Source organism: Arthrobacter sp. ISL-28 (assembly GCF_018613875.1).
Taxonomy (GTDB): domain Bacteria; phylum Actinomycetota; class Actinomycetes; order Actinomycetales; family Micrococcaceae; genus Arthrobacter.
Genome location: NZ_JAGGPJ010000007.1, coordinates 95,669 through 120,342 on the forward strand (window position 1 = coordinate 95,669; position 24,674 = coordinate 120,342).

The 24,674-nt window shown below is 64.9% G+C and carries 25 protein-coding genes; 11 read left to right on the forward strand and 14 right to left on the reverse strand.

Annotated features, from left to right (window positions below; translation table 11 throughout):
• Positions 1–27 precede the first annotated feature (27 nt).
• Positions 28–522 (reverse strand): transcription elongation factor GreA, encoded by a 495-nt coding sequence (gene greA, locus J7E80_RS05360; RefSeq protein WP_215050449.1) that lies wholly within the window; start codon positions 520–522, stop codon positions 28–30.
• A 164-nt stretch (positions 523–686) separates the two neighbouring features.
• Positions 687–1,157 (reverse strand): DUF4307 domain-containing protein, encoded by a 471-nt coding sequence (locus tag J7E80_RS05365; RefSeq protein WP_215050450.1) that lies wholly within the window; start codon positions 1,155–1,157, stop codon positions 687–689.
• Positions 1,158–1,240: 83 nt separating this feature from the next.
• Between J7E80_RS05365 and mca the strand changes: the two genes are divergently transcribed.
• The 3 genes from mca (at position 1,241) to J7E80_RS05380 (ending at position 4,761) form a co-directional block, all read left to right on the forward strand.
• Positions 1,241–2,146 carry a mycothiol conjugate amidase Mca gene (mca, locus tag J7E80_RS05370; protein ID WP_215050451.1) on the forward strand — a complete coding sequence of 302 codons (906 nt, stop codon included), beginning with the start codon at positions 1,241–1,243 and terminating at the stop codon, positions 2,144–2,146.
• Positions 2,147–2,291: 145 nt separating this feature from the next.
• On the forward strand, positions 2,292–2,570 hold the full coding sequence (locus J7E80_RS05375; protein WP_215050452.1) for a hypothetical protein: 279 nt from the start codon (positions 2,292–2,294) through the stop codon (positions 2,568–2,570).
• A complete protein-coding gene (locus tag J7E80_RS05380; protein WP_215050707.1) occupies positions 2,548–4,761 on the forward strand; it encodes a thioredoxin domain-containing protein in 2,214 nt (737 codons plus the stop codon). The genes J7E80_RS05375 and J7E80_RS05380 overlap by 23 nt, the downstream gene beginning before the upstream one ends.
• A 71-nt stretch (positions 4,762–4,832) precedes the next feature.
• Here the strand turns inward: J7E80_RS05380 and J7E80_RS05385 are convergent, their stop codons facing one another.
• Positions 4,833–5,495, reverse strand: a complete 663-nt coding sequence (locus J7E80_RS05385) for a hemolysin III family protein (protein ID WP_215050708.1) — start codon at positions 5,493–5,495, stop codon at positions 4,833–4,835.
• A gap of 232 nt (positions 5,496–5,727) precedes the next feature.
• On the opposite strand from J7E80_RS05385, the gene J7E80_RS05390 reads away from it, so the two are divergent.
• Both J7E80_RS05390 and J7E80_RS05395 read left to right on the forward strand, forming a co-directional pair.
• On the forward strand, positions 5,728–6,489 hold the full coding sequence (locus J7E80_RS05390; protein ID WP_215050453.1) for an isoprenyl transferase: 762 nt from the start codon (positions 5,728–5,730) through the stop codon (positions 6,487–6,489).
• A gap of 244 nt (positions 6,490–6,733) precedes the next feature.
• Complete coding sequence (locus J7E80_RS05395; RefSeq protein ID WP_215050454.1) at positions 6,734–8,176, forward strand: PhoH family protein; 1,443 nt, start codon at positions 6,734–6,736, stop codon at positions 8,174–8,176.
• An 80-nt stretch (positions 8,177–8,256) separates the two neighbouring features.
• Here J7E80_RS05395 and J7E80_RS05400 read toward each other — a convergent pair whose 3' ends face one another.
• Together J7E80_RS05400 and J7E80_RS05405 are read right to left on the reverse strand one after the other, a co-directional pair.
• On the reverse strand, positions 8,257–8,907 hold the full coding sequence (locus J7E80_RS05400) for a GNAT family N-acetyltransferase (RefSeq protein ID WP_215050455.1): 651 nt from the start codon (positions 8,905–8,907) through the stop codon (positions 8,257–8,259).
• A 60-nt stretch (positions 8,908–8,967) separates the two neighbouring features.
• The gene (locus J7E80_RS05405) at positions 8,968–9,759 is read right to left on the reverse strand and encodes a hypothetical protein (RefSeq protein ID WP_215050456.1); all 792 of its coding nucleotides are present in this window, start codon (positions 9,757–9,759) and stop codon (positions 8,968–8,970) included.
• A 58-nt stretch (positions 9,760–9,817) separates the two neighbouring features.
• Between J7E80_RS05405 and J7E80_RS05410 the strand changes: the two genes are divergently transcribed.
• A complete protein-coding gene (locus tag J7E80_RS05410; RefSeq protein WP_215050457.1) occupies positions 9,818–10,375 on the forward strand; it encodes an A24 family peptidase in 558 nt (185 codons plus the stop codon).
• A 126-nt stretch (positions 10,376–10,501) separates the two neighbouring features.
• Positions 10,502–11,185: a vWA domain-containing protein gene (locus J7E80_RS05415; RefSeq protein ID WP_215050458.1), complete on the forward strand. Its 684-nt coding sequence runs from the start codon at positions 10,502–10,504 to the stop codon at positions 11,183–11,185.
• A gap of 82 nt (positions 11,186–11,267) precedes the next feature.
• On the opposite strand, the gene J7E80_RS05420 is transcribed toward J7E80_RS05415, so the two are convergent.
• From J7E80_RS05420 to J7E80_RS05430, 3 genes are all read right to left on the reverse strand, one after another.
• Complete coding sequence (locus tag J7E80_RS05420) at positions 11,268–12,689, reverse strand: class II fumarate hydratase (RefSeq protein ID WP_215050459.1); 1,422 nt, start codon at positions 12,687–12,689, stop codon at positions 11,268–11,270.
• Positions 12,690–12,776: 87 nt separating this feature from the next.
• On the reverse strand, positions 12,777–13,391 hold the full coding sequence (locus tag J7E80_RS05425; protein WP_215050460.1) for a carbonic anhydrase: 615 nt from the start codon (positions 13,389–13,391) through the stop codon (positions 12,777–12,779).
• Positions 13,392–13,401: 10 nt separating this feature from the next.
• Positions 13,402–14,097 carry a DUF4245 domain-containing protein gene (locus J7E80_RS05430; protein ID WP_215050461.1) on the reverse strand — a complete coding sequence of 232 codons (696 nt, stop codon included), beginning with the start codon at positions 14,095–14,097 and terminating at the stop codon, positions 13,402–13,404.
• 192 nt (positions 14,098–14,289) lie between these two features.
• On the opposite strand from J7E80_RS05430, the gene glpX reads away from it, so the two are divergent.
• On the forward strand, positions 14,290–15,312 hold the full coding sequence (gene glpX, locus J7E80_RS05435) for a class II fructose-bisphosphatase (protein ID WP_215050709.1): 1,023 nt from the start codon (positions 14,290–14,292) through the stop codon (positions 15,310–15,312).
• 486 nt (positions 15,313–15,798) lie between these two features.
• Positions 15,799–16,416 (forward strand): hypothetical protein, encoded by a 618-nt coding sequence (locus J7E80_RS05440; RefSeq protein ID WP_215050462.1) that lies wholly within the window; start codon positions 15,799–15,801, stop codon positions 16,414–16,416.
• A 44-nt stretch (positions 16,417–16,460) separates the two neighbouring features.
• Here J7E80_RS05440 and J7E80_RS05445 read toward each other — a convergent pair whose 3' ends face one another.
• The 5 genes from J7E80_RS05445 to J7E80_RS05465 are packed head-to-tail and all read right to left on the reverse strand — an operon-like array spanning position 16,461 to position 22,097.
• Positions 16,461–17,426: a lipid II:glycine glycyltransferase FemX gene (locus tag J7E80_RS05445; RefSeq protein ID WP_215050710.1), complete on the reverse strand. Its 966-nt coding sequence runs from the start codon at positions 17,424–17,426 to the stop codon at positions 16,461–16,463.
• Positions 17,427–17,431: 5 nt separating this feature from the next.
• A complete protein-coding gene (manA, locus tag J7E80_RS05450; protein WP_215050463.1) occupies positions 17,432–18,682 on the reverse strand; it encodes a mannose-6-phosphate isomerase, class I in 1,251 nt (416 codons plus the stop codon).
• Between the two features lie 35 nt (positions 18,683–18,717).
• Positions 18,718–20,355, reverse strand: a complete 1,638-nt coding sequence (locus J7E80_RS05455) for an LCP family protein (protein ID WP_215050464.1) — start codon at positions 20,353–20,355, stop codon at positions 18,718–18,720.
• 9 nt (positions 20,356–20,364) lie between these two features.
• Positions 20,365–20,952: a 5-(carboxyamino)imidazole ribonucleotide mutase gene (gene purE / locus J7E80_RS05460; protein WP_215050465.1), complete on the reverse strand. Its 588-nt coding sequence runs from the start codon at positions 20,950–20,952 to the stop codon at positions 20,365–20,367.
• Positions 20,949–22,097 (reverse strand): 5-(carboxyamino)imidazole ribonucleotide synthase, encoded by a 1,149-nt coding sequence (locus J7E80_RS05465; protein ID WP_251036528.1) that lies wholly within the window; start codon positions 22,095–22,097, stop codon positions 20,949–20,951. The genes purE and J7E80_RS05465 overlap by 4 nt, the downstream gene beginning before the upstream one ends.
• A gap of 244 nt (positions 22,098–22,341) precedes the next feature.
• Between J7E80_RS05465 and J7E80_RS05470 the strand changes: the two genes are divergently transcribed.
• Positions 22,342–22,929, forward strand: coding sequence for a GtrA family protein (locus J7E80_RS05470; protein WP_251036487.1), 588 nt, complete (start codon positions 22,342–22,344; stop codon positions 22,927–22,929).
• 67 nt (positions 22,930–22,996) lie between these two features.
• On the opposite strand, the gene J7E80_RS05475 is transcribed toward J7E80_RS05470, so the two are convergent.
• The gene (locus tag J7E80_RS05475) at positions 22,997–23,695 is read right to left on the reverse strand and encodes a TIGR03089 family protein (RefSeq protein ID WP_215050467.1); all 699 of its coding nucleotides are present in this window, start codon (positions 23,693–23,695) and stop codon (positions 22,997–22,999) included.
• Between the two features lie 428 nt (positions 23,696–24,123).
• On the opposite strand from J7E80_RS05475, the gene J7E80_RS23690 reads away from it, so the two are divergent.
• The gene (locus tag J7E80_RS23690; protein ID WP_251036488.1) at positions 24,124–24,669 is read left to right on the forward strand and encodes a WhiB family transcriptional regulator; all 546 of its coding nucleotides are present in this window, start codon (positions 24,124–24,126) and stop codon (positions 24,667–24,669) included.
• Positions 24,670–24,674 lie beyond the last annotated feature (5 nt).

Sequence of the window (24,674 nt, forward strand, 5' to 3'; positions counted from 1 at the left end):
AACATGCTGAAGCGGAAAGCGCGCTGCTTAGCCTGCGTACGGCTTAGCGGACAGGATCTCCACGGCGATTTGCTTGCCGTTGGGGGCGGTGTAGCTGAGCGTGTCGCCCTCCTTGTGGCCCATGATCGCGGCACCAAGCGGGGACTTCTCGCTGAAGACGTCGAGATCGGAGTCCCCGGCAATTTCACGTGACCCAAGCAGGAACTTCTCTTCGTCCCCGGCGATGCGGGCAACAACGAGCATGCCGGGTTCAACGATTCCGTCATCGGCGGGCGCCTCTCCGACGTGGGCGTCGCGGAGCAGTGCGGTGAGCTGGCGGATGCGGGCTTCAATCTTGCCCTGCTCTTCCTTGGCAGCGTGGTAGCCGCCGTTTTCCTTAAGGTCTCCCTCTTGGCGCGCAGCTTCGATCTTCTGGACGATTTCCGCCCGGCCGGCGCTGGAAAGGTGGTCCAGCTCTGCCTTCAGGCGGTCAAAAGCTTCCTGGGTAAGCCAAGCTGCAGGCGCGCTGTTGGTGGTAGACACGGACTTCTCCTCTAGTGGTTAAACAAGCAGGTGATACAAGCAAAGACCCCGCCACGGTGGCCACTTGTGGAACTAAGTAACCAACTCAGCGGGGTAAAGGTATTGATCCATTGTAGTCAATCCTGTGGACAAAACCCAACGACGGAGCGGCGTGGGTCACATGCCTACTTGGATTTGCCTGGGATCCAGCAGCTGTCCACCACGGCCGAGACGGACTGCGACTCTGTCCGAAGCACTTCCCTTCGGGCGATGGTGCGGCCGCCGTCAGCCCCCTGGCTCTGCTGCGAATCAGGGTTGGCCGGCGGAATATCCACGACTTTCCAGCCCACCACGGCGAACTTGGAATCGAGGGCCTTGACTGCGCACTTCACGGCGGTTCCCGGCTCGCGGGTGACCTGGAAGTCCAGTTCGGTCTGGGTGGCGTCAATGGTGCTGTAACCGATGTCCTTGAACGTGACGGAGGACATGGCCGAGGACGTGGAAACCCAGGCCAGGAATCCTATCCCGACGGCCAGAGCGGCAATCCCTGCGCCCCGTTTGGCGTTTCGGGACAGCCCGCGCTTTGGACCGCCATAGCGATTGGCTAGGCTAATGTCAGCAGGCTGGGGGGTGCCCGACTTGTCCTCGGTAGTCACCACTCCAGTTTAGTGGGGATCTGCAGGGGATATAGCCGCACCGTCACTGCACCCGGTAACCGTAGAAAGAGGAGCAGTCCCAGATGACAGCGTCCACGAGCCAGTCGCCTTCGCTTCGCCTTCTGGCGGTCCACGCGCACCCCGACGACGAGTCGAGCAAGGGCGCGGCGACCATGGCCATGTACGCCGCTTCCGGAGTGGACGTCATGGTAGCCACGTGCACAGACGGCTCCCGCGGGGACATCCAGAATCCGGCCATGGCGGGTGAGCCGCACCCGAAGCGGGACATGGCCGGGGCCCGCCGGCTGGAAATGAATGAGGCCGCGCGGATCCTGGGCGTCAGGCAGCGGTGGCTGGGCTTTGTGGATTCCGGGCTGCCGGAGGGTGACCCGATCCCGCCGCTTCCCCCCGGATCGTTCGCGTTGCAGCCGCTTCAGCGTGCGGCCGCGCCTCTTGTGCGCCTCGTCCGGGACTTCAAGCCGCAGGTGATCGTCAGCTATGACAAAAAAGGCGGTTATCCGCACCCGGACCACATCATGGCGCACCGTGTGGCCGTGGAAGCGTTCGAGGCCGCGGGGGACCCGGCGAGGTATCCGGGCATCGGCGAGCCCTGGGAGCCGAGCAAGCTCTATTACGACCGTGCGTTCAGCCCGGAACGCTTCCGTGCCCTGCACTTTGCGCTGGAAGAGGCCGGGCTGCAGTCGCCGTATGCCGAGCGCCTGGCCGCGTGGCTGGAAGCTGACGCCGAAGGGCACACTCCGCCGCCGCCTGCCCATAAGACCACCACCCAGGTGGACTGCGGCGATTACTTCGAAACCCGGGATGATGCCCTCCGCGCCCACCGTACGCAGGTTGATCCGCTGGGGTTCTTTTTCGCGGTGTCTCCCGACATGCAGCGACGGGCCTGGCCTTGGGAGGACTACACGCTGATCCATTCCCGGGTGCCTGTCAAGATCCCGGAGAAGGACCTGTTCGCGGGGCTAAGATAGAAACAAGAGACCGTTTCTATCATCCGTAGAAAAATACCGGTAGAAAAATTACTGGTAGAAAAACCCGTAGAAAATAGCGGGCAGAAATAGCGGCCCAGAGACGGCCCGGCGTACTCCGCCCCAGCCCACCGAGAAGGTTCCAACCGTGCACCACTTGCTCATCGCCCTGGCATCGTCTCCGGCACCCTCGCCGTCGTTGCGCCCGGGCCTCTCCGAGGACCAGGTGACCCCCGGCCTCCTCGGATTCCTCCTCACGGCGTTCATCGTCGTGCTCACAGCGCTGCTGATTGTGGACATGGTGCGCCGCATCCGCCGCGTGCGGTACCGCGCCCAGGTGGAGGAAGAGCGCCTGGCTGCGGCCCAGGCAGCGGACATCACCCATGACGAAGCCGCTGACGGCGATGCAGGCAGAACAGACGCCTGACTCCGGTCCCTATGTGCCGGCCGCTCAGCCAGGGGCGTTTAACGCCCTGGGCGAGGAGCCGTCAGCATACCTGCGGCAGCACGCCGGCAACCCGGTGCACTGGCAGCCCTTCGGGGATCAGGCGTTTGCAGATGCGGTGGCCCGGGATGTTCCGGTGTTCCTGTCGATCGGTTACGCCGCATGCCACTGGTGCCACGTCATGGCGCATGAATCCTTCGAGGACCAGGCCACCGCGGACTACCTGAATGCACACTTTGTCGCGGTCAAGGTGGACCGCGAAGAGCGGCCGGATGTCGATGCCGTCTACATGGCCGCCACCCAGGCGATCAGCGGCGAGGGCGGCTGGCCCATGTCGGTCTTCCTGACCCCGGACGGGCTCGCATTCCACGCCGGCACCTACTTTCCGCCCCGGCCCATGCCCGGCCGGCCGTCGTTCCTGCAGGTGCTGGAGGCCGTGCACGATGCATGGGAGGAACGGCGCGACGCCGTGGAGCAGAATGCGCGATCCCTCGCGCAGAACATGGGCCGCTCCCAGCTTTCTGCCGCCGTGGACCTCTCCGCGCCGCCCGAACTGCTCGACGCCGGGCTCCTTCCCGCCGCGGTCCAGTCGCTGGCCAGTTCGGAAGACCCCGACGCCGGCGGGTTCGGCACCGCCCCCAAGTTCCCGCCGTCGGCGGTTCTTGAGTTCCTGATCCGGCATGCTGCCGTTCCCGCCGAGACTGCCGGGATCGCCCGGGACATGGCCGGGCGCACCCTGGCGGCCATGGCGCGTTCAGCGCTGTTCGACCAGCTCGACGGCGGGTTCGCACGGTATTCGGTGACCCGTGACTGGTCGGTTCCGCACTTCGAAAAAATGCTGTACGACAACGCCCAGCTGCTCCGGGTCTACGTGCATTGGATCCGTCTGGGCGGCACGGCCGGTTTTCCTGCTGAGGAAGCGGCCGACGTCGCCGAGCGCACGGCTGAATGGATGCTGGCCTCCCTCGGACTCCCACAGGGGGTCGATAAGGCCACGGCGCTGGCATCCTCACTCGATGCCGACTCGGTGGTCAATGGAGAACATCATGAGGGTGCCACCTACCTCTGGACGGCCGGCGACCTCGAGCAGCTGCTGGGCCCCGATGACGCCGCCACGGTGGTCCGGATCATGAACGTGGGCGCTGTGGGCACCGTGTCCGAATTCGGTTCGCCGCTGCACCCGGCACGGGCGCTGGACAGCGAAGAGGCGGCCCTCTGGGACAAGGTGCGGACTCCGCTCCGGAAGGCCAGGGCCGACCGGCCGCAGCCGGCCCGCGACGACAAGGTGGTGGCTGGATGGAACGGGCTGGCCGTGGCCGCACTTGCCGAGGCCGGCGCGGTGCTGGACCGGCCCGCACTGGTGGGGGCAGCCGTGCGGATCGCAGGGTATCTGGAGCAGGTCCACTGGCGCGCTGACGAGGGGGAGCTGGTGCGGGTTTCGCACGCCGGCACTGCTCGGGGCATCGGGGGCCTCCTGGAGGACTACGCATTCTGTGCGGAGGGATTCCTGGCGCTGCTCTCTGTCACCGGCGACGCCCACTGGTACGGGCTTGCGGAGTCACTGATTTCGGCGGCCTGTGAAAAATTCATCGTGGACGGAGAACTGGCGGATTCCGCCGGGGAATCCGACCAGGTGTTCAACGCCCAAGGCCGCCGGCCGGGGCTCGACCCCTTTGATAACGCCACGCCCAGCGGTGCGGCGGCGTTCGCTGGTGTTCTGCTCAGCTATTCCGCCCTGTCCGGCTCGGTCGAACACCGGATCATGGCCGGCAATATCCTCTCGCTGTTGCCGCCGATTGCCGTGCAGGCTCCGCGGGTGGCGGGCTGGCTGCTGGCGACGGCGCAGGCGGCGTTGGCAGGCCCGGTGGAGGCGGCCGTTGTCGGACCCTCCGGCCCCGCAAGGGACGCACTCCACGGGGCGCTGTTGCGGTCGCCCAGTCCCGGGCTTGTCGTTGCCGTTGGTGATGGCGCTGCGCTGGGTGGTGACGCTGCGCTGGCTGGTGACGTGGGCGCAGGTGCAGGGGACAGCGCTGAGGCGGTGCCGCTGCTGCGCGGCCGGGCAGCCGGTCCCGACGGCGCGCCGCTCGTGTATCTTTGCCGCGACATGGTCTGTGAGCGCCCGGTGGCCTCCGTGCCGGAGGTTCTGGAACGCCTCGGCTCCGGAGCGCGGTAAACAAGACCGTGGTTGTCCAGGGCAAGCCAGCCCAGAGCAAGCCAGCCCAGCCCGCGATGGCCCCGAACGCGCTAGCTCAGCACAGCGATGAGGATTGCCGCGAAGTGCGCGGCGAAGGCGAGCACGGTGAACGCATGGAACAGTTCGTGGAAGCCGAAGTGCTCGTAGCTGAAGTTCGGCTTCTTGAGCGCGTAGAAGACAGCGCCGGCAATGTACAGGATGCCGCCGAAGCAGATGAGCAAGGCGGCTGGCACGCTTGCCATGAAGAAGTCGGGAAGGTAGAACAGCGAACCGCAGCCCAAGGCAATGTAGATCGGCACGTAAAGCCAGCGGGGCGCGTGGGTCCACAGCAGCCGGAACAGCACGCCCAGGATGGCGCCTGACCAGATCAGCCACAGCAGCAGCACGGCGGTGGGCCGCTCCAGCAGACTCCAGGCCAGAGGTGTGTAGCTGCCGGCGATGACCAGCATGATGTTGGTGTGGTCCAGGCGCTTAAGGACGATCTTCACGCCGGGCGACCAGTTGCCGCGGTGGTACACAGCGCTGATGCCGAACAGCAGGACACCGGTCAAGGCATAGATGGCGGAAGTGATCTTGCGGTCCGGCGTGGGGGCCAGGATTATCAGGAGGATCCCTGCGGCGAGGGCAAGAGGGGCCGTGACCGTATGGATCCAGCCGCGCCATTTGGGCTTGATCATCAGCAGTTCGGCAATGCGGACGGCGGCGTCGTCCATGGCGCTCGGCCGGCGTTCCGGGGTGTCGGGACTTCCTTCCGGGGTCTTGCTTGTCATGCCCCCAGAATAAACTACGCATCAGTAAGTTACTTTCAAGTAACAGTGGGGCCGGTGGGTAGCGGTTCGTCAACTACGGCTCTTGGCGGCCGGCGGGCGCGCGCCGGGGTCCTCCGGACGGTAGCCTAGGATTTGCACAGAAGTCAGACAGCCAGGAAGTCAGGTGAAGCTCCGGATGGAATTGCCCGGATTCCTCTATGGCTTCTACGAGCGCAAGCTGCTCCGCTCCTTGGAACCGGATCGCATTCCCAAACACATCGGGGTCATGGTGGACGGCAACCGGCGGTGGGCGCGGCAGTTCAACGCCCCCACGAGCCAGGGGCACCAGGCCGGGGCGGACAAAATCCACGAGTTCCTTGGCTGGTGCCAGGAACTGGGGATCAGGGTAGTCACCCTCTACATGCTCTCCACCGACAACATGAGCCGCTCCGGCGAGGAACTGGACCTGCTCATGGGCATCATTGCGAACACCCTGGACCGCCTCGATGAGGATGCCGACATATCGGTGCATGCGATGGGGGCGCCCGAGCTGTTGCCGGACTACCTCGCGGAGCGGCTGACCAAGCTGACAACCCGGACCCCGGTGCGTGAAAAGCTCCACGTCAACGTAGCTGTCGGTTATGGCGGCCGGAGGGAAATCGTGGACGCCGTCCGTGAACTGCTGCACGATGCCGTGGCGCGTAAAGCGGACATCAGCGAGCTCGCCGAAACCCTGTCTGTGGACGACATCTCGCGCTTTCTCTATACCCGTGGCCAGCCCGATCCGGACCTGCTGATCAGGACCTCCGGCGAGCAGAGGCTGTCGGGCTTCCTAATGTGGCAGAGCGCCTACAGCGAGTTCTACTTCTGTGAAGCGCTGTGGCCCGCGTTCCGGAAGGTGGATTTTCTCCGGGCGCTTCGTGACTACGCCGGCCGGCAGCGCCGGTTTGGCTCCTAAGAACCTGTCCGCCGTTCATCTCAAGTTCACAAGACGGCAACAGGAATCGCCGGTCAAAGACGTTGGAAATTAGTCGGGGGAGATTTACGTTAAAAACATCAGCAGGCAAACCGCCGGCTGATCGGGGAGGCCAGTACATGGAGCGAATTTTCGCACCGGTTGTATGGGAGGCCGAGCCCGGCCTCCAGGCCGAGCCGCCTCACCAATAACAATTCCGGGCGTGGTGCCCGGGGCTGGAGTCGATGTGGCTATTTCTGAACAACTGCCCGAAGTCATCACGGATCAGGGTGAGAAGGCTACCTCTCGCGCCAAGCGAGTCATTTCAAAGACCGGTGCGGCCACGAAAGACGCCGCAGCCGGTCTTGCTGTTTCCGGCCCAAGGTCAGAATCCCAGCCCGCCGTCTCGACGTTCGTCATCGACACCTCAGTGTTGCTGTCAGATCCCCGTGCCCTGCTGCGTTTCGCTGAGCACGAGGTTATCGTGCCCATCGTGGTGATCACCGAGCTCGAGGGGAAGCGGCACGACCCCGAACTGGGCTACTTTGCCCGGACGGCCCTTCGGCTCCTTGACGACCTTCGGATCCAGCATGGCGGACTCGACCGGCCCATTCCCCTGGGTGATTCCGGCGGCATGCTCCTGGTGGAGATGAACCACATCTCCTCCGAAGTGCTGCCGGCCGGCTTCCGCGGCGGTGACAACGACAGCCGCATTCTCGCAGTTGCCAAGAATCTCTCCAACGAGGGCCGCAATGTGACGGTGGTGTCCAAGGACCTGCCCATGCGGGTCAAGGCCTCGGCCATGGGACTGCTCGCCGATGAGTACCGCAACGAGCTGGTCAAGGACTCGGGCTGGACCGGCGTCGCGGAAATTGATGCCAGCGAGGATGAAATCTCCACGCTGTACGGCCACGAGCCGGTCTTCATTCCCGCCGCCGCCGAGATGCCGGTCAACACAGGTCTCGTGCTGCTCTCTAACCGGGGATCGGCCTTGGGCCGGGTCGGTGCCGACAAGCAGGTCCGCCTTGTGAAGGGGGACCGGGACGTCTTCGGCCTCCACGGACGTTCCGCGGAACAGCGGCTCGCCATCGACATGCTGATGGACCCGGCAGTAGGCATTGTGTCCATCGGTGGCCGGGCAGGCACCGGCAAGTCAGCGCTCGCCCTGTGCGCGGGGCTGGAAGCCGTGCTGGAGCGCCGCGAGCACCGCAAGGTGATCGTCTTCCGTCCGCTCTTCGCGGTGGGCGGCCAAGAGCTCGGGTACCTGCCCGGTTCGGAAGCGGAAAAGATGAACCCGTGGGCGCAGGCCGTCTTCGATACCCTTGGCGCACTGGTCAGCCAGGAAGTCGTGGAGGAAGTCATGGACCGCGGCATGCTGGAGGTCATGCCGCTGACCCACATCCGCGGCCGTTCCCTGCATGACGCCTTCGTGATCGTGGACGAGGCACAGTCCCTTGAGAAGAACGTGCTGCTCACCGTCATGAGCCGCATCGGGCAGAATTCGAAGATCGTGCTCACCCACGACATCGCCCAGCGTGACAACCTGCGCGTCGGCCGTCACGACGGTGTGGCAGCCGTCGTCGAGATCCTCAAGGGCCACCCTCTCTTCGGCCACATCACCCTCACGCGCTCCGAGCGCTCGCCCATCGCGGCGCTGGTGACTGAGCTGCTTGAGGGGACTGAGATCTAGCATCACCCGGATGGACTCGAAGGGCCGTGGCCGGTTCGCCGGCCACGGCCCTTCGCCGGTTGAGCCTGCCGAAACCCCGCTCAGCCCTCGATGCCCAGGAACTTTGCTGTCGGCTCGTGGCCCGCCACTTTCAGTTGCCAGTCGGGGCGTTTGAAGGTTTCCGGGGTGAGGCGTACCCGCTGGACGGTTTCCGCTTTGCCGTCCCAGGACATGCGCGTGATGCCGTTGAGCTCGTAGCCCAGCGAACGGGAGACTCCGAGGGACGGAGCATTCCACACTGCCGCTTCGGATTCAGCTGCCTCCGCCCCGAGCCAGTCAAAGGCATAAAGCGCGACGGCGGCACGCATCTCTTTGCCGAACCCCCGGCCGTGCGCGCTCTTCCTCAGCCAGGATCCCGTGGTGACCGTCCTGATGACGGCAAAATCCTTGGCTCCGACGTCCTGGCACCCCACGAAGGTCCCGCCGTGCCAGATGCCCAGAATCAGAGCCCAGGATTCCGGTGTGGTGCCCGCCCGGCACTGCCAGTACCAGCGGGCCATATTCGGTCCCAGCTGGTCGGCCGGTGCTTCGGCCCACGGGGTTCCGAAAGGGTTCCTGCCCGGGTCATGAACGCCGCTTGTCGCCGCCTCCACCGCGGCTGGGATGTCGTCGTCCTGCAGAGGGCGCAGCACGAGCCTTGGGGTGGTCAGCGTCAGGGCGAAGGGCGGAAAAACGGACGAAAGCTCGGTCATGACCGAAGCCTACCGTTCACGCCCGCCGTTCCTCCCTGCACCGCGGCCCGTCGGGGCTTTTCAGGCGGGGTTGGGACGAAGCGGCCACTTGATGTGCTCGCGAACATCCGTCAGGTTCACCGGCTCGGCCACGAAGAGGTCGTCAAGCATGTATTCGTCCACGGCCAGGATGCGGATCCAGTGGCCGGGAAGTTGAGGTCCGCCGTCAAGCGGCTCAGCGGCGACGCAGACACCGGTTGCTGCGTCTATCCGAATCCGTGTCCGCCCCGGGCCGCACAGGGGGTTCTCCGGATCCAGCGGACGATAGCTGAGGTTCGGCGTCACAACCGTCTCGCGCGCCGGCCGACCCTCGTGGTCCACATCGCGCACGGGCTCAAGCAGTTCCACGGCATTCGCTCGCGGGAACTCGAGCGGAACAGGCGCATTGCCCGCGAGCTCCACCGGATCAAGGGCCGCGGCAAAGCGGCTGTTCCCGAACGACGGTTCGCCGTAGGCGGCCTCCGGGCGGCGCCTGACCAGCCCGCCGTCGTCGTACACCGGGGTGACCAGATGCGCCGGAAGCAGCCATGACTGACGGGTGGCGCTGATGTAGAGGCCGTCGCGCGAGTCGTTGATGCCGGTGGTGCTGTGTACCAGGGTTCCGTCGGTGGTCTCGAGGCGAAGGGCACCGGGACGGCGCAGCCAGGCGCGCACGGGGGCAGTCCTGCCCTCGGGCGTCTCACGGTATTCGAACCGGAGGGACTGCCATTTCCAGGGGGATGAACGGCAGAGGTTCCGGAAGGACGCGGCGGAATCGGAGGGCGTCGAGGCCCCGCCGTGTTCCTGCCGGTGCTTGGCGTCCCAGGTCCCCATATCCACAGTTTACGCGCGGGTCCAGCGGCGGACCGGGCAAATCCAGTAGCATCCGAGAGTGATCCGACGACTTGGCGAACTCTGGGAAGCAGCGCCGCCCGCCTTTTGGCTGGTGCTGGCGGCCTGCGCTTATTTTGCGGTGATGGCCGTGCGGCTCACGGTGATCGATGTACGCCACCACCTGCTGCCGAACCGAATCGTCTTCCCGTCGTACGCGGTGGCGGGAGCACTGCTGCTCGGGGCGGTCATCAGCCTGGTCTTGTCGGTGCCCGGCAGCGGGACTGTGCCCGACGCCGCCGCGCAGCTGTTCGGCGTGCCCGCACTCCGGATCGTGGCGGGGGGAGCGGTCCTGTGGCTGTTCTACTTTGTCCTGCGGCTGGTGTACCCGCCCGGGATGGGGTTCGGCGACGTGAAGCTGGCCGGAGTGCTCGGCATGTATCTGGGGTACCTGGGCTGGTCGCACGTTTTTGCCGGCACGTTCGCGGCGTTCCTGCTCGGCGGCCTGTGGAGCATCGCGCTGCTGGCGTCGCGGCGCGGCACGCTGAAGTCAGCCATTCCCTTCGGGCCCTTCATGCTTGCGGGGGCGGCCGCCGCGATGGCAGTGCTGCCCGCCTGAGGAAGAACGCCCGGATCTGGTTCAACCTTCGCTATTTTGTCGGTGACCGTCCGTAACCTGTTCCTGTCCAGCCAATCCGCTGGCATCAGATGGCGCTGGCGCAGCCGGGGCCGGAAATGGGGAAGCATGACAGATGCAGGACTTACACATGTTTACGTGCTCCTGGACCGTTCAGGGTCCATGAGCGCCATCGCTGATGACACCGTGGGCGGATTCGCGGCGTTCATCAAAGAACAGCAGTCGGTGGCAGGCCGGTGCCGGCTGTCCCTGGCCCAGTTCGACGACACCTACGAGCGAGTCTACGAGCCCCGGGACATCCAGGACGTGCCGCCCCTTGTGCTGCAGCCCCGGGGCTCCACCGCCCTGCACGATGCCATGGTCCGGCTGATTGGGGAAGTGGGCGCAGAACTGGCGGCGCTGCCGGAGCCAGAACGGCCGGGAACGGTGCTCGTGGCCGTCCTGACCGACGGCCATGAGAACGCCTCACGGGAAACGAACGGGGCCATGGTTAAGGCTCTTGTGGAACGCCAGCAAACGCAGCGGGGCTGGCAGTTCACGTACCTCGGCGCCAACCAGGATGCCGTCCTGACTGCGGGGCACCTGGGGATCAAAGCCGAGGACGCACTGACCTACGCCGCTGGCAATGTGGATGCGGCCTTCACCGTGCAGTCCGCCAAGACGCGCCGGCTGCGGGAGGCCCGGATGTCCGGCGCCAGCATGGAACAGGCCTCGGCTATGGCCGCCTACACGCCTGAAGAGCGCAAGGCCGCTGGCGGAGCGGAGGAGGGCGGGGAACGCCCCGCCGGGTAAGTGGGACCGGGGAACGGCGGCGGCCGGCACCTTCCACGGGAAGGTACCGGCCGGCGTCGGACATGCCGTGTTCGTGCGGGGGTTACGCCTTGTGCGGCGGACGGGTCATGGACATGACGTCCAGGGCGGTGTCGAGCTGCTGTTCGGTGAGCTCGCCGCGCTCCAGGAAGCCCATGGCCACCACGGTTTCGCGGATGGTCAGGCCTTCTGCCACGGCCTTCTTGGCGATCTTGGCTGCGTTCTCGTAGCCGATGTACTTGTTCAGCGGCGTGACGATCGACGGCGATGCCTCTGCGAGGAAGCGGGCGCGGTCGACGTTGGCGGTGATGCCGTCGATCATCTTGTCGGCCATGACGCGGCTGGTGTTGGCCAGCAGGCGCACGGACTCGAGCAGGTTCGCGGCCATGACCGGGATCCCCACGTTGAGTTCGAAGGCACCGTTGGTGCCGGACCAGGCGATGGCGGTGTCGTTGCCGATTACCTGGGCGCACACCATGATGGAGGCTTCGCAGATGACTGGGTTGACCTTGCCGGGCATGATCGAGGAGCCCGGCTGCAGGTCCGGGATGGCGATTTCGCCGAGGCCGGTGTTGGGGCCTGAGCCCATCCAGCGCAGATCATTGTTGATCTTCATGAAGGAGATGGCAATGTTCCGCAACTGGCTGGAGGCCTCGATGAGGCCGTCGCGGTTGGCCTGCGCCTCGAAGTGGTCGCGTGCCTCGGTCAGGGGCAGGCCGGTGTCAGTGGCGAGCAGTTCGATGACGCGCTCCGGGAAGCCGGCCGGGGTGTTGATGCCGGTGCCCACGGCGGTGCCGCCGAGCGGGACCTCGGCGACCCGGGGGAGGGAGGCGTTGATGCGCTCGATGCCGTAGCGGACCTGTGCGGCGTAACCGCCGAACTCCTGGCCGAGCGTGACGGGGGTGGCGTCCATGAGGTGCGTTCGGCCGGATTTCACCACATCCTTGAACTCGACGGCCTTGCGCTCCAGCGACTCGGCGAGGTAGCCGAGGGCGGGGATGAGGTCGTTGATCAGGGCCGACGTGGCTGCCACGTGCACCGAGGTGGGGAACACGTCATTGGAGGACTGCGAGGCGTTGACGTGGTCGTTCGGGTGCACCACCTTGTCGCTGCCGGCGGCCTTGAGGGACCGGGAGGCCAGTTCGGCGATGACCTCGTTGGTGTTCATGTTCGAGGACGTGCCGGAGCCGGTCTGGAAAACGTCGATGGGGAAGTCGCCGTCATACTTGCCCGTAGCCACCTCGTCGGCAGCTTCCGCGATCGCCTTGGCCAGCTCGCCGTCGAGCACACCCAGTTCAGCGTTGGCCTGGGCAGCGGCCTTCTTTACCCGCGCCAGGGCCTCAATGTGGGCACGTTCAAGGGTTTTTCCGGAGATCGGGAAGTTCTCGACTGCACGTTGCGTCTGCGCGCGGTACAGGGCGTTCACGGGGACGCGGACTTCGCCCATCGTGTCATGTTCAATGCGGAACTCTTCAGTGGAAGTCATGGGGCTAGCTTAGGGCGATCTGCGGCCGCATCGAAAACCGTGAACTGCTTGCTACGGCGGTCCCGAAAGGGCGTGCCGTCGGACGCCCTAGAGCTCTCCGATTCCGGAAACCAGGTCCGCGCGTCCCTCCGCGAGACGGTAGGAAAGGCCGATCACTGCTGCCCGCCCGGTGTCAATTGCGTCGGAAATCACACGGGAACTGTCCACGAGCCGCTGCGAAGTCTGTTTGACGTGCTCCACCACCATGTCGTTGACCTCGGTTTCGTCATTGCGGAGGGAGGTCAGAACGGACGGCGTGATCCGCTCCACGAGGTCCCGGATGAAGCCCGTTGGCATCTGGCCGGTTTCCACGGCGGACTTTGTGGCGCTGACAGCTCCGCAGCTGTCGTGGCCAAGCACAACAATCAACGGGACGCCCAGCACGCCGATGCTGTATTCGAGGGACCCGAGCACGGCGTCGTCAATCACCTGGCCCGCGGTGCGGACCACGAAGGCGTCGCCGAGGCCGAGGTCGAAGATGATTTCTGCCGCGAGCCGGGAGTCGGAGCAGCCGAATATCACGGCGAAGGGGTGCTGGTTTTCCACGAGGGACGACCGTCGTGAAGCGTCCTGATTGGGATGCGAAGATTCGCCGTTGACGAAGCGTTCGTTGCCTTCGCGCAGACGGCGCCAGGCCAGTGCGGGGGTCAGGTAGGTTGCCACGGCCCCTACCTTACGGGCTGGGGCTGTCCGAGGGTGAAATCGTTACCGCCGGGTTACCGTCCATGGACTTTACGACGGCGGTGGCCAACGTCGCGAACTCGTCGAGGTCCGCATCCCCGATCAGGATAACGGTGGTTCCGCGGTGGTTCAGCACCATGCTCCGCTCGCCCTTGCCGGTGTCCCGCAGCTCCCATTCCTGCCCACCAGCCTCCCGGGTTCCGGTCACCGGAGCGTTCTTGGACTGCTGCAGGAGCCAGGTTGGGTTGGCCTTCCGCGTCTGGACCAGGCCGATGAATGCTTCCTTGGGAGTGAGGTATCCGACTTCCCAAGTGGGCACCCCTGAGGCAGAGCCGGCTTCCCAACGGGCGTAATTCGGCCTGAATGTGTCGCCGGTTGCAGGGGTCACAGGTGTGAATCCCGCCACATCGGCGGCGTTCCCGGCGACGGCACTGACGTCGATATTGGGACGGAAGCCCTCGGACTTAGGCGACGGGTTCATCAGGACGATAGGCAGGAACGCGGCTATGCTGACCGCCAGGGCAATGATCATTCCGAGGACGGAGGCATTGGCCCGTTTAGCGGCAGCGGCCGGGATTACCGGCTTCACTGGCTCTCCGGACGGGGCCGCGGCCGGGCCGTTGCCGGCTGCCGGGCTGGTAGGGGTGGACTTGTCCTGCGTTTCACTCACCCCTCTATAGTCGCGCATGCGGGCACCGAACTCACATTCGGGCGGGAGGCCGGTGAGGGTATGGCGTGTTTCACTTGTTGGTCATCCCATGACCTCGGAGGTTCACCCCGACTATGATCAGTAGCAGAGGAATCACCGCACATGCCTCCGATGGCCTTGCGGGTCCAATGATCGCCACTCGAAGAAGAGGTTCACGTGTCACCAGCGTCCATGACCCAGAAGTATTCAACGCTTTCCCCGTCGCTCGCCGTCGGAACCGACGAGCCGGACCGCAACCTCGCCCTTGAGCTTGTCCGCGTCACCGAAGCCGCCGCGATCGCCGGCGGCCACTGGGTTGGATTCGGCGACAAGAACAAAGCAGACGGCGCCGCCGTTGACGCGATGCGCTCCTTCCTTCACACGGTCCACTTCAATGGCGTCGTGGTCATCGGTGAAGGTGAAAAAGACGAAGCCCCCATGCTGTTCAACGGCGAGCAGGTCGGTGACGGCACCGGTCCCGAGTGTGACGTCGCCGTCGACCCCATCGACGGAACGCGCCTGACCGCGCTGGGCATCAACAACGCCCTGGCCGTCCTGGCCGTGGCAGAACGCGGTTCCATGTTCGATCCCTCCGCAGTGTTCTACATGGAGAAGCTCGTCACCGGTCCCGAGGCCGCTGACATGGTGGACCTGCGTTTACCCGTCAAGCAGAACCTGCACCTGATCGCCAAGGCCAAGGGCGTCAAGGTCAACCAGCTCAACGTCATGATCCTTGACCGCGACCGTCACCGCCCGCTGGTGGAGGAAATCCGTGAAGCCGGTGCGCGCACCAAGTTCATCATGGACGGCGACGTCGCCGGCGCTATCGCCGCAGCACGCTCGAGCACCGGCGTGGACGCGCTGATGGGCATCGGCGGAACGCCGGAAGGCATTGTCGCCGCGTGCGCCATCAAGTCCCTCGGCGGTGTCATCCAGGGCCGGCTGTGGCCGACCAGCGACGACGAGAAGCAGAAGGCCATCGACGCCGGCCACGACCTCGAGCGGGTCCTGTCCACCAACGACCTCGTCACGAGCGACAACTGCTACTTCGCAGCCACGGGCATCACCGACGGCGACCTCCTCAAGGGCGTGCGCTACGACAAGGACAAGGTCCTGACGCAGTCGATCGTCATGCGGTCCAAGTCAGGCACCATCCGCTTCGTGGACGGCGAGCACCAGGCCAGCAAGTGGGAAGGCTACGCCCGCAAGAGCTAGCCCGCCGGCGCCTACGGGCCCACCCGCACGAACTGGCAGCTAATGACCCCAAATCTCAAATTTGCGGGCAGTAGCTGCCAGTTCGCGCTTAACGGTTCAGCCGATCCTGTGGATAACGGCTCCGGCATGCTGGACAGGGATCACAATGAAGCATGTCGCGCACGCCAATGCCTCCCCAGATTCCGCATGGATCGTTCCTTGTTGAAGACGCAGAACGGCTGGGCCTGAGCCCTAAGCAGCTCAGCCGGGACGGCATCTTCACACCGTCGCGAGGCATAAGGCTTCCGCTGCACAGTACAGGAAGCATGGCCGACAACGTGCGCGCTTACTCTCGGCTTGATCCCGCTTGCGTGCTCACCCATTCGACCAGCGCCCGGATCTGCTGCATTTGCCTGCCGGGCTGGCTGGACCAGGACTGGCGCATCCACATCGCCCGCCAGGCGGACGGTTGCAAGCCCCGCCGCCGGAAATGTTGTGGGTCACCAGTTGTCTTTCAAGCCCGGCGAAGTGGTGATGTTCGACGGCGTGCGGCTCACGTCCCCGGCAAGGACCTGGCTCGACTTGGCCTCATTGTTGAGCATCGATGAGCTCGTGGTTGCCGGCGACTCTATCGTCGTCGAACATGGCGAGGATTTCCCCATCCCGCGGCAGCCGCTGGCAACGATTGGGGATCTGAAGCGAATCGTTGGCCGGCACCCGGGTATGCGTGGAGTGAGGAAGGCAAGGCTCGCGCTGGATCTGATTCGCGTGGGAGCCGATTCGGCGCCCGAAACGATGATGAGATTGGCACTGTTGCAGGCCGGACTCCCTGAACCAGTCCTGAACGTTGTACTGCGCAACAGGCTCGGCCATCCGGTGGTCTGGCCGGATGCCGCCTACCCGGACCAGCGTATTGCCCTTCAGTATGACGGCGCGCATCACGGTGACTCGGACCAGTACCGCCGCGACATCAAACGCCAGAGCCTTACGGAGCGTCTTGGTTGGCGCGAGGTTCGAGTGCAAAAAAGCGACCTGGAGGGCGACCGCCCGTTCATTGTCGAAAAGGTCAAGGCCGCTCTGTTCGGCCCTTCCGCCGCCGCCATCCACGAACGAACCGGCAGCTAATGCCCCAAATCTCAAATTTGAGGTCATCAGCTGCCAGTTCGCGCTCAGGAGGAGGGCTTGATGCGCTCCAGGGCGGCGCGGAGTTTATCGCGGAGCTTGCGGGCCGCCTGGTAGGCCGCGTACCGGGGCTTGTTGACCGGCAGGTCCCACGTTCCCGGGTAGGCGATTTCCCGGCCGCCGAAGGACTTCTTGAACGCCGTGAAGCCGGCCCACTTATGATCGGGCTGGTCGGCCGGAGCCACACCCCAGAGATCGACGTGCTTGAGCCCCTTTTCCTTGGCGTCGGCCATCATGGTGACCAGCAGGGGGATGCCGGCACTGAGCTTCCGGTGGGTGTCGTCGATAGCGGCGTGCGCATAGGTACGGGTATCCGCGGAGTCGTAGGCTAGCGCCGCAGCGATCGGTTCGCCGTGGAGTTCGGCCACGAACAGGGTGGCGGCACCGGCGGGCATCATGGACACTGCCACCTGGGTCAGGTACTCGTCGCTCTGAGGTTTAAACCCATTGCGCCGTGCCGTCATGTGCAGGAAGTCCAGGAGAATGCGGATTTCTTCCGGATCCTGCGTGGAGCGGAACGTGACACCCTTTTTATGGATGTTCCGGTACAGGTTCCGGTTGACCGGCTTCATGTCGGCCAGGACATCCTTGAAGTCCCTGTCCAGGTCCACGATCCAGCTCAACTCGGGCTGCTGGTTCACGGGTGCGGGCTGAAGACCCCGGCTCTTCAGCTCCGCCGCGGCCGTGTCCTGGTCCAGACCTGCCGTCACCGGTTCGATGCGGACAAAGACGGCACCGCAGGATTTCGCAAGGTCCACCAGCTCGGCCAGCGCGGCGTCAAAGGCGGGAACGGACTCGGCGACGGGACCGTAGGGCGCATAGAGGACCTTGCCGGCCGGATTCTTTTCTTCGATCGCCAGGAAGCTCCAGCCGTGGCCGGACCGCCGGTGAACCGGACGCCCGAGCGACTGCTGGACGTCGGCCCACGCTTGGCTCTGCAGGAAGTATTCCACGGCGTTCATGCCTTGATGGAGGTGGTCACGGCGAATGCCACGGCGGTGTCGGCGGCGCCTGAAATCGGGTGCACATTGACGGGTGCGTCAGCTGCCGGGAGGAAGGCGCTTCGCCCCCGGCTCAGCAGAAGGTCGCCTTTCGGCGAATCCAGGTATACGGATCCCGCCGTTACGATGATCACCGCCGCCCCGGACTGCGCGAGCGGCACCGGGCTGCCGTCGGGAAGCAGCTCAATCCGCTGGAGCTGGAATTCCCTGAAAGGAGGCTGGTACAGCTCCTGGCCGAGTTCGGAAACCTCCGCGCGGAGTATCGGCACGCCCACTGACTCGAAGGCGATGGTCTTCAGCAGCTCAGGCACGTCCACGAACTTCGGTGTGAGGCCACCGCGCAGCACGTTGTCTGAGGAGGCCATGACCTCCACGCCCAGGCCGTGAAGGTAGGCGTGCACGTTGCCGGCGGGGAGATACATCACTTCGCCCGGCTCCAGCGTAAGCCGGTTCAGCAGCAGGGAAATCAGGACGCCGGGATCGCCAGGATACTCGCTGTTCAGACTCAGTACCGTGGAAAGTTCCGGCTGGTACGGCGCCATCGGGGCTCCCGCGGCCAGTGCTTCCACCACCCTCGACGTCGCTTCCGAGACACCTTCTCCGCCCGCGATCAGCCGTTCGAAGGCCGACCGGAGGGCAGCAGCCTCCTCGGCCTGGGACAAGTCATCGATCACGTCGGTCAGGAGCGCCGGAACACCCGATCCCGACATTTCCAGACAACCGGCCACATGAAGGAAAACGTCACGGGACTTCGCCGGCGCCCGGAAGCCGCAGAGGGCGTCGAACGGAGTCAGTGCGAAAATCATTTCGGGCTTGTGGTTGTCATCCCGGTAGTTGCGGCTGGCGGCATGGGCGGGGACACCGTCAGCGTTCTCTCGGGCAAAACCGGCCATGGCCTGCTCAAGGCTGGGGTGCACCTGCAATGAAAGCGGCTTGGCGGCGGCCAGGACCTTGGTGAGGAAGGGAAGGCGCGGCCCGAACTCGGCCACCGACGCTTCGCCCAGGAAATGGTCCGGGTCCTCTGCGATGAGCGCGTTCAGGGGCACGGCCGTGCCGTCGGGGCGGGTGGCCACAGAAGGGGAATCCGGGTGCGCACCTATCCACAGCTCCGCTTCCGGGCCGCCCGACTCCGGCCGGCCCAGCAGGCCGGCGATCGCCGTCGTAGATCCCCAGGCGTAAGGCCGGAGGACGTTTTCGATTTCGTACACAGCCGGTAGTCCTTCTCTCTTGAAGCAGGTTCTTATCACAGGGGAGCGCATTGGCCGTTTGTGGCCACAAGCTCGCGGATGGCCTGCTCGTTCCCCTCACGCTTGAACTGGTTCAGCATCTCTTCGGTGATGGGCTCACCGTTGGGCGTGGTGGTTACCGGGGTGAAGTCCGACGACGACGACGGCGGGGGCGTCGGTGCGGTCAACGGCACGGAAGATCCGGCCGCCGTCAGCCCGCTGCCGCCGCCTGCGTACCGCGGCTGCAGCAGCGCGTCGTCGGGGGCGGCGGCGGGTGACGGCTCGGAGCTTTGGGCACTCAGCAGTTTCTTGACCTTTTCATGGATGAGGTCAAAATCCGGCGCCGTGGAGAAGGAGGCGTCAAAGTCCGGCGGACCAATGGTCAGGCGGCTGACTTCCTGGCCCTTGGCCTTCATGGCCAGGTCCACGAAACTGCCCAGCTGGCTTGAGGAAATGTTGGAGTCCACTACCTTGGTGCCGGCGTTGGCGATGTCCTCGAACTTGGCCAGGAGGGTGGCTGGGTCCAACTGCTTGAGCATGGCTTGCTGCACACACTGCTGCCGCTGGATCCGGGCGTAGTCATCGACGAACTCGCGGGACCGTCCGTACCAGAGCGCATGGAAGCCATCGAGCTTCTGATCGCCGGCGGGAATCCATCCCAGCGGCATGCCGTGGATGCCGTTGGCTTCATCGATCATGTCGCCGCTGATCGGCACCCAGCCGCCGGCCTTGATCCTGATTCCGCCCATCGCGTCAATGAGTTTGGCGAAGCCGTCCATGTCCACGAGCACGTAGGCCTGAACGGTGATGCCGAGCGTTCCCGACACTGCCTCCAGGGTGGCCTGTGCGCCCGGATCGGCGACGTCGGGATAGAGGTCTTTGTACTTGTTGGTGACCTCGGTGTTGATGGCGTTGATGAGGCATTCGTTGCCGCAGTCGTAGCCGTCAGGGTAGATCTGCAGCATGGGCGAGCCCTCGCTGAAACGGGCATTCTGCAGGTTGCGGGGGACCGAAATGATGGCTGTCTTGCCTGACTCGGCATCAACGCTGAGGACGGACAGGCTGTCGGGGCGCCGGCCGGTGCGGTCCGCGCCTGCATCGCCACCCATCATCAGGAAGTTGTACCGGCCGTCCACCGGCTCGATGGCCGGGCCGCCGGCATTGAAGATGCTGCCGATGGCGTTGCGGCTGACGTTGAGCAGGTACGCCGCGTACCCGAGGGAGCCGCTGCTGGCCACCATTGCGAGAGCCAGCGCGACGCCCACCACCGGCCGCATGCGCTGCGGCAAAAGCACGGGCCGGATCAGCCGCAAAGTGTTGATGAACAGCACCGCCCAGCCCACCGCCAGTGCAGCCAGGATCAGGACGATCAGCAGGGAGGCCACCGGATTGGTGACGATGTTGATGAGCAGGGTCCGGTTGGTGAACAGCAGCACCAGGGCCAGGATGAGCAGCGCCCAGACGGTCAGGGTGACGCGCAGGGCAATGCGGCCCAGCTTGCGGCCGCCGGCAGTGATCTGGGCGCTCCCGGGCACGAAAAGGGTGAGGAGGATCAGCAGAAAGGCCCGCTTTGTCCGGACGCGAGCAGGAGCACTCGCCGGGTAGCGGACGGGATCCGTGAGGAGCCCCTGGGATGGCAGTTCGGTGTTGGACATCAGTGTTCCTTAACGGCCGCCCCGGAGAACCACGTTGCCTTCCGAGAAGACTTCGCTGACCTTCTGCCGGAGGTTGGCGCCCTTCTGGCTGGCCACGTCATTGAGTTCCTGGGCGAACTCCAGGAGATCGCCGCGGAGGCGGACGGCGAGGTCGTCGGTGCCTGAGGCCAGCATCCGCACGGCGAGCAGGCCTGCGTTCCGGGCACCGGCGATGGAGACGGTTGCCACGGGGACTCCAGCGGGCATCTGGACGATGGACAGCAGGGAGTCCATGCCGTCCAGGGTCTTGAGCGGGACGGGAACCCCGATGACGGGAAGGGGAGTGACCGATGCCAGCATCCCCGGAAGGTGGGCGGCCCCGCCGGCTCCGGCGATGATGACGCGAAGACCGCGCTCGTGCGCCGTCTGGCCGTAGCGGATCATTTCAGTGGGCATCCGGTGCGCCGAGACGACGTCAGCTTCGAAGGGGATGCCGAACTCCGCCAGTGCTTCCGCGGCGGCCTCCATGACGGGCCAGTCAGAATCCGATCCCATGACGAGGCCGACCAGAGGGGAACGTGCACCTTGTCCCAGGGTGACAGCGGTTTCGGTGTTCATGCGTTCTCCTTGGTTGTACCTGGTCCTGTGTTGGAGGGAAGCCGGCCGTCGCGGATGATGTTCGCTACGGCAGTGGCCCGTTCCCGCAGTGACTCCACGTCGGCGACGGATGCGCCCACCAGATTGACATGGCCTATTTTCCTGCCCGGCCGCACGGATTTTCCGTAGCTGTGGACTTTAGCGGCGGGTTCAGTCGCCAGTGCGACGGGGTAGGCGGAAAACAGGTCCTGGTTCTCGCCGCCCAGGAAGTTTTTCATCACCACAACCGTGCCGAGCACATCCGTGGCGCCCAGCGGCAGGTTCAGAACCGCCCGCAGGTGCTGTTCGAACTGGCTTGTCACCGAGCCGTCCTGGGTCCAGTGGCCGGTGTTGTGTGGCCGCATGGCTAGTTCATTGATGAGGAACCCGGCTCCGGACCCGGGGGTCTCGAAAAGTTCCACCGCCATGACGCCGGTGACGCCCAGTTCGTTGGCGATCCGCAGGGCCGCATCTTCGGCGGCTGCGGCGACTTCGAGGGGGATGTCCTGCGCCGGGGCGATCACTTCGTCGCACACACCGTCGACCTGAATGGTGTGGACAACCGGCCATGCCCGGGACGCGCCGTCCGGCGTCCGGGCAACGAGGGCCGAGAGTTCACGGCTGAAGTCCACCTTGGCTTCTGCCAGGAGGGGAGTCATGACCGCAAACCAGTCGGCCGTCTCGGCCGCTTCCTCCGGCGATCCGACGATCCGCACGCCCTTGCCGTCATAGCCGCCCCTGGGCATCTTAAGCACTACCGGCCAGCCGGTCCCGTCGCCAAAATCGACCAGGGCGTCCACATCATCGACCGATGCCCACGCAGGATTCGGCAGTTCGAGGCGGTCGATGGCGGCGCGCATCACGAGCTTGTCCTGGGCATTAACGAGTGCGTCCGGTCCGGGCTGGACGTTGACTCCTGCCGCAATGAGGGCATGCAGGTGGTCTGCCGGGACATGCTCGTGGTCGAATGTCATAACGTCAAGGCCTTCTGAGAACTTCAGCAGTGCAGCCAGGTCCTTGTAGTCGCCCACCGGGGCGTTCGGCACGGCCGAGACCGCGGAAACGTCTTCGCCTTCAACCAAGACGCGGAGTTCGAAGCCTAGTGCTGTAGCGGCTGGGGCCATCATGCGCGCAAGCTGGCCGCCGCCAACTACGCCGATTACTGGAAAAGTCACATATGCCAGCCTACAGAAAAGGATCGGGGATACCGGCTTCCATGGCGAGGCGGACCCGGGAAATGCCCATTTCCGACGGCGGCACCTCCTCCGGAGGAGCTGGCAGTTGGTCCTTCGTTGAGTCTGCTGTGGGCAAAACGGGCTAAAATGGAAGCTTGGCCCATCGGCCCCAGTATTCACACGGCCATGGAGGGTCATGATTAACACATTTGCAGACCGCATCAGGGGACTCGCCTCGCTTTTCTGGCGCGAGGTGGCGAAATTCGGTGCCGTGGGCGGTGTGGCGTTTGTCATTGACTCGGCCGTTTTCATCTGGCTCTTCACCGGCCCGATGCATGGCAGCGAAGTGTGGGCCAAGGCCGTCGCTACCGTGGTGGCCAGTGTGTTTTCGTGGGTGGCTAACCGGTTCTGGACGTTCCGTCACCGCAAGCAGGCGAATGTGGTTCGCGAAGCAGCCCTGTTTGCCGTCATGAACTTCGTTGGCCTTCTCATCGCCTCCGGCTGCGTCTGGTTCGCGAAGTACATCCTGGACCTGAATGACAAGCCTTCCCTCTTCATTGCCGGCAGTGTCGTGGGGCTGGTGCTCGGAACGATCTTCCGTTTCTTCGCCTACCGCTTCTGGGTGTTCAACGAGGAACTGGACCAGGAACCGGAGTTCTCGCACGACCACGAGCTCATCGAGGGCCACCACCACCGCCATACAGCCGCCGCGACGGTGGCCGGAGACCCGCAGGCCAGGGAGCGGGGCGCCCACGACTCCGAGCTGCCTGTCCGGCCGGAGTAAGCTCAGACCCGAGGGGGCACTGCCCTCCGGCTAGCAGTCCGCTCCGGCTCGCACTGCCCTCCGGGCGCTAGTCCCCGTGGACCCGTTCGTCAGCCAGCAGCTTGTCGGTGAGCTCCACATCACCGTGGACCAGCACCACTGATCCGTCGTTTTTCCACGCTCCCAGGGCATTGGCCAGCGCCGCCTCCAGCCCGTCGTTGGCGCGGACCAGCAGTCTGGCGCCGGCCTCATGGCCGGCAGCGAAACTCTCCAGGAGTTCCGCGTGACGAACCGCCGTTCCGCTTGAGTTCCGCACAGCCGGCTGCTCCGGGTCGGGGTCCTCGTGAGCCATGAAGACGTCACCGTGGGAACGGACTTCCGCCGCGTAGTCGATCACGCCAGCTGGCAGATCGCCGGGCCACTTCATTGCGAGGGCCGGGAGCGGCACTGCTATGACGGCGTCGTACCCTGCTTCAGCCTCCGCCGGTTCCGCCGTCGCGAGCAGGTCTGCACCGTTGCCGTCCAGAACCACCTCCATCCCGAGCTGCCAGCCGGCGAGGGCCCAGATGATGGATTTCCAGTGGGCGGGAAGGTCCAGCCGGAGGCGCATGCCGGGGCCGGCGTCGAGTTCGTCCTGGAGGAGATTGCTCGTCTTGGCCACCCAGTTGTCCAGAACACGGCCGGAAAGTTCCACCCGCTCCGAGTCCGGGCCGTACCAGGTCAGGCGGGGGGAAGTGGAGTGGCCCGAGCGCAGGGCCGTCATCAGATCAGTGGCCGGGATATTCATGGCTACATCTTGCCACGCACGTCCTCAGTGTCTACCCGCTGGATGGCCCTGCCGGATGTCCTTGCACGGGAAGCGAAGAAGGTTGCCGAGGCTGTGGAGTTTATGTGATGTCTCCCACATCATTTAACTAACGTCATTTGCGTTATTCCGCTGTCGTGTCCGGTTTTCCCCGGGATTGCACAGGTTGCCTGCTGGATCGTAAGCTTGCTGTCAAATTTCGCGTGTCCCCCGGCGCGTTGCGGAAAAAATTCCCGGGCGTGGCGCGCCGCGTGTTCTGGCCCCGGGTTGATTATTATCCCGTGCGCGGCTTGACTCGTCTTACTTACACGCGTGTAATTAGTAATTGGAAGCCACCGCGAAATCTTGGGCACACAAACCTAGTGTCCTGAGTATCCGGGCAGGCTGCACAACTCAGGGGAGGGGACGCCATGGGGCAAGTTGAGCGTATCCATGAAGATGCCGTTGTAGCCGGTCAGGCCACGGCTAAATACCGTTCACGCGGGGTGCCAAGTGATTGGTATATCGATCCGGCCGATCCGGACGCCGCCGAGCGGTACAACCAGGACACGACCGCATCCTTGCAGGATCAGGCCACTGCCTTTCTTGCGGAGCACGAGGCGCTGCTTGGCGGGCGTCCGGAACAGGACGAGGACGTCAACGATCCTCCCATGGAGCTGCGCACCCCAGATGCAGGCGCCCTGGCCCAGCCCGTGTGGATCGGCCTGCCCTTTGAACGGGACTTCGACGACGAGGGCGAGCTCGGCTGGCAGACGGATGCGCTGTGTGCCCAAACCGACCCGGAAGCATTTTTTCCGGAAAAGGGCGGTTCCACGAGGGACGCCAAAAAGGTCTGCGGCGCGTGCAATGTGCGCTCGCAGTGCCTTGAATATGCCTTGGCGAACGATGAGAGGTTCGGCATTTGGGGAGGCCTCTCCGAGCGGGAGCGCCGTCGGCTGAGGAAGCGGGCAGTCTAATTCTT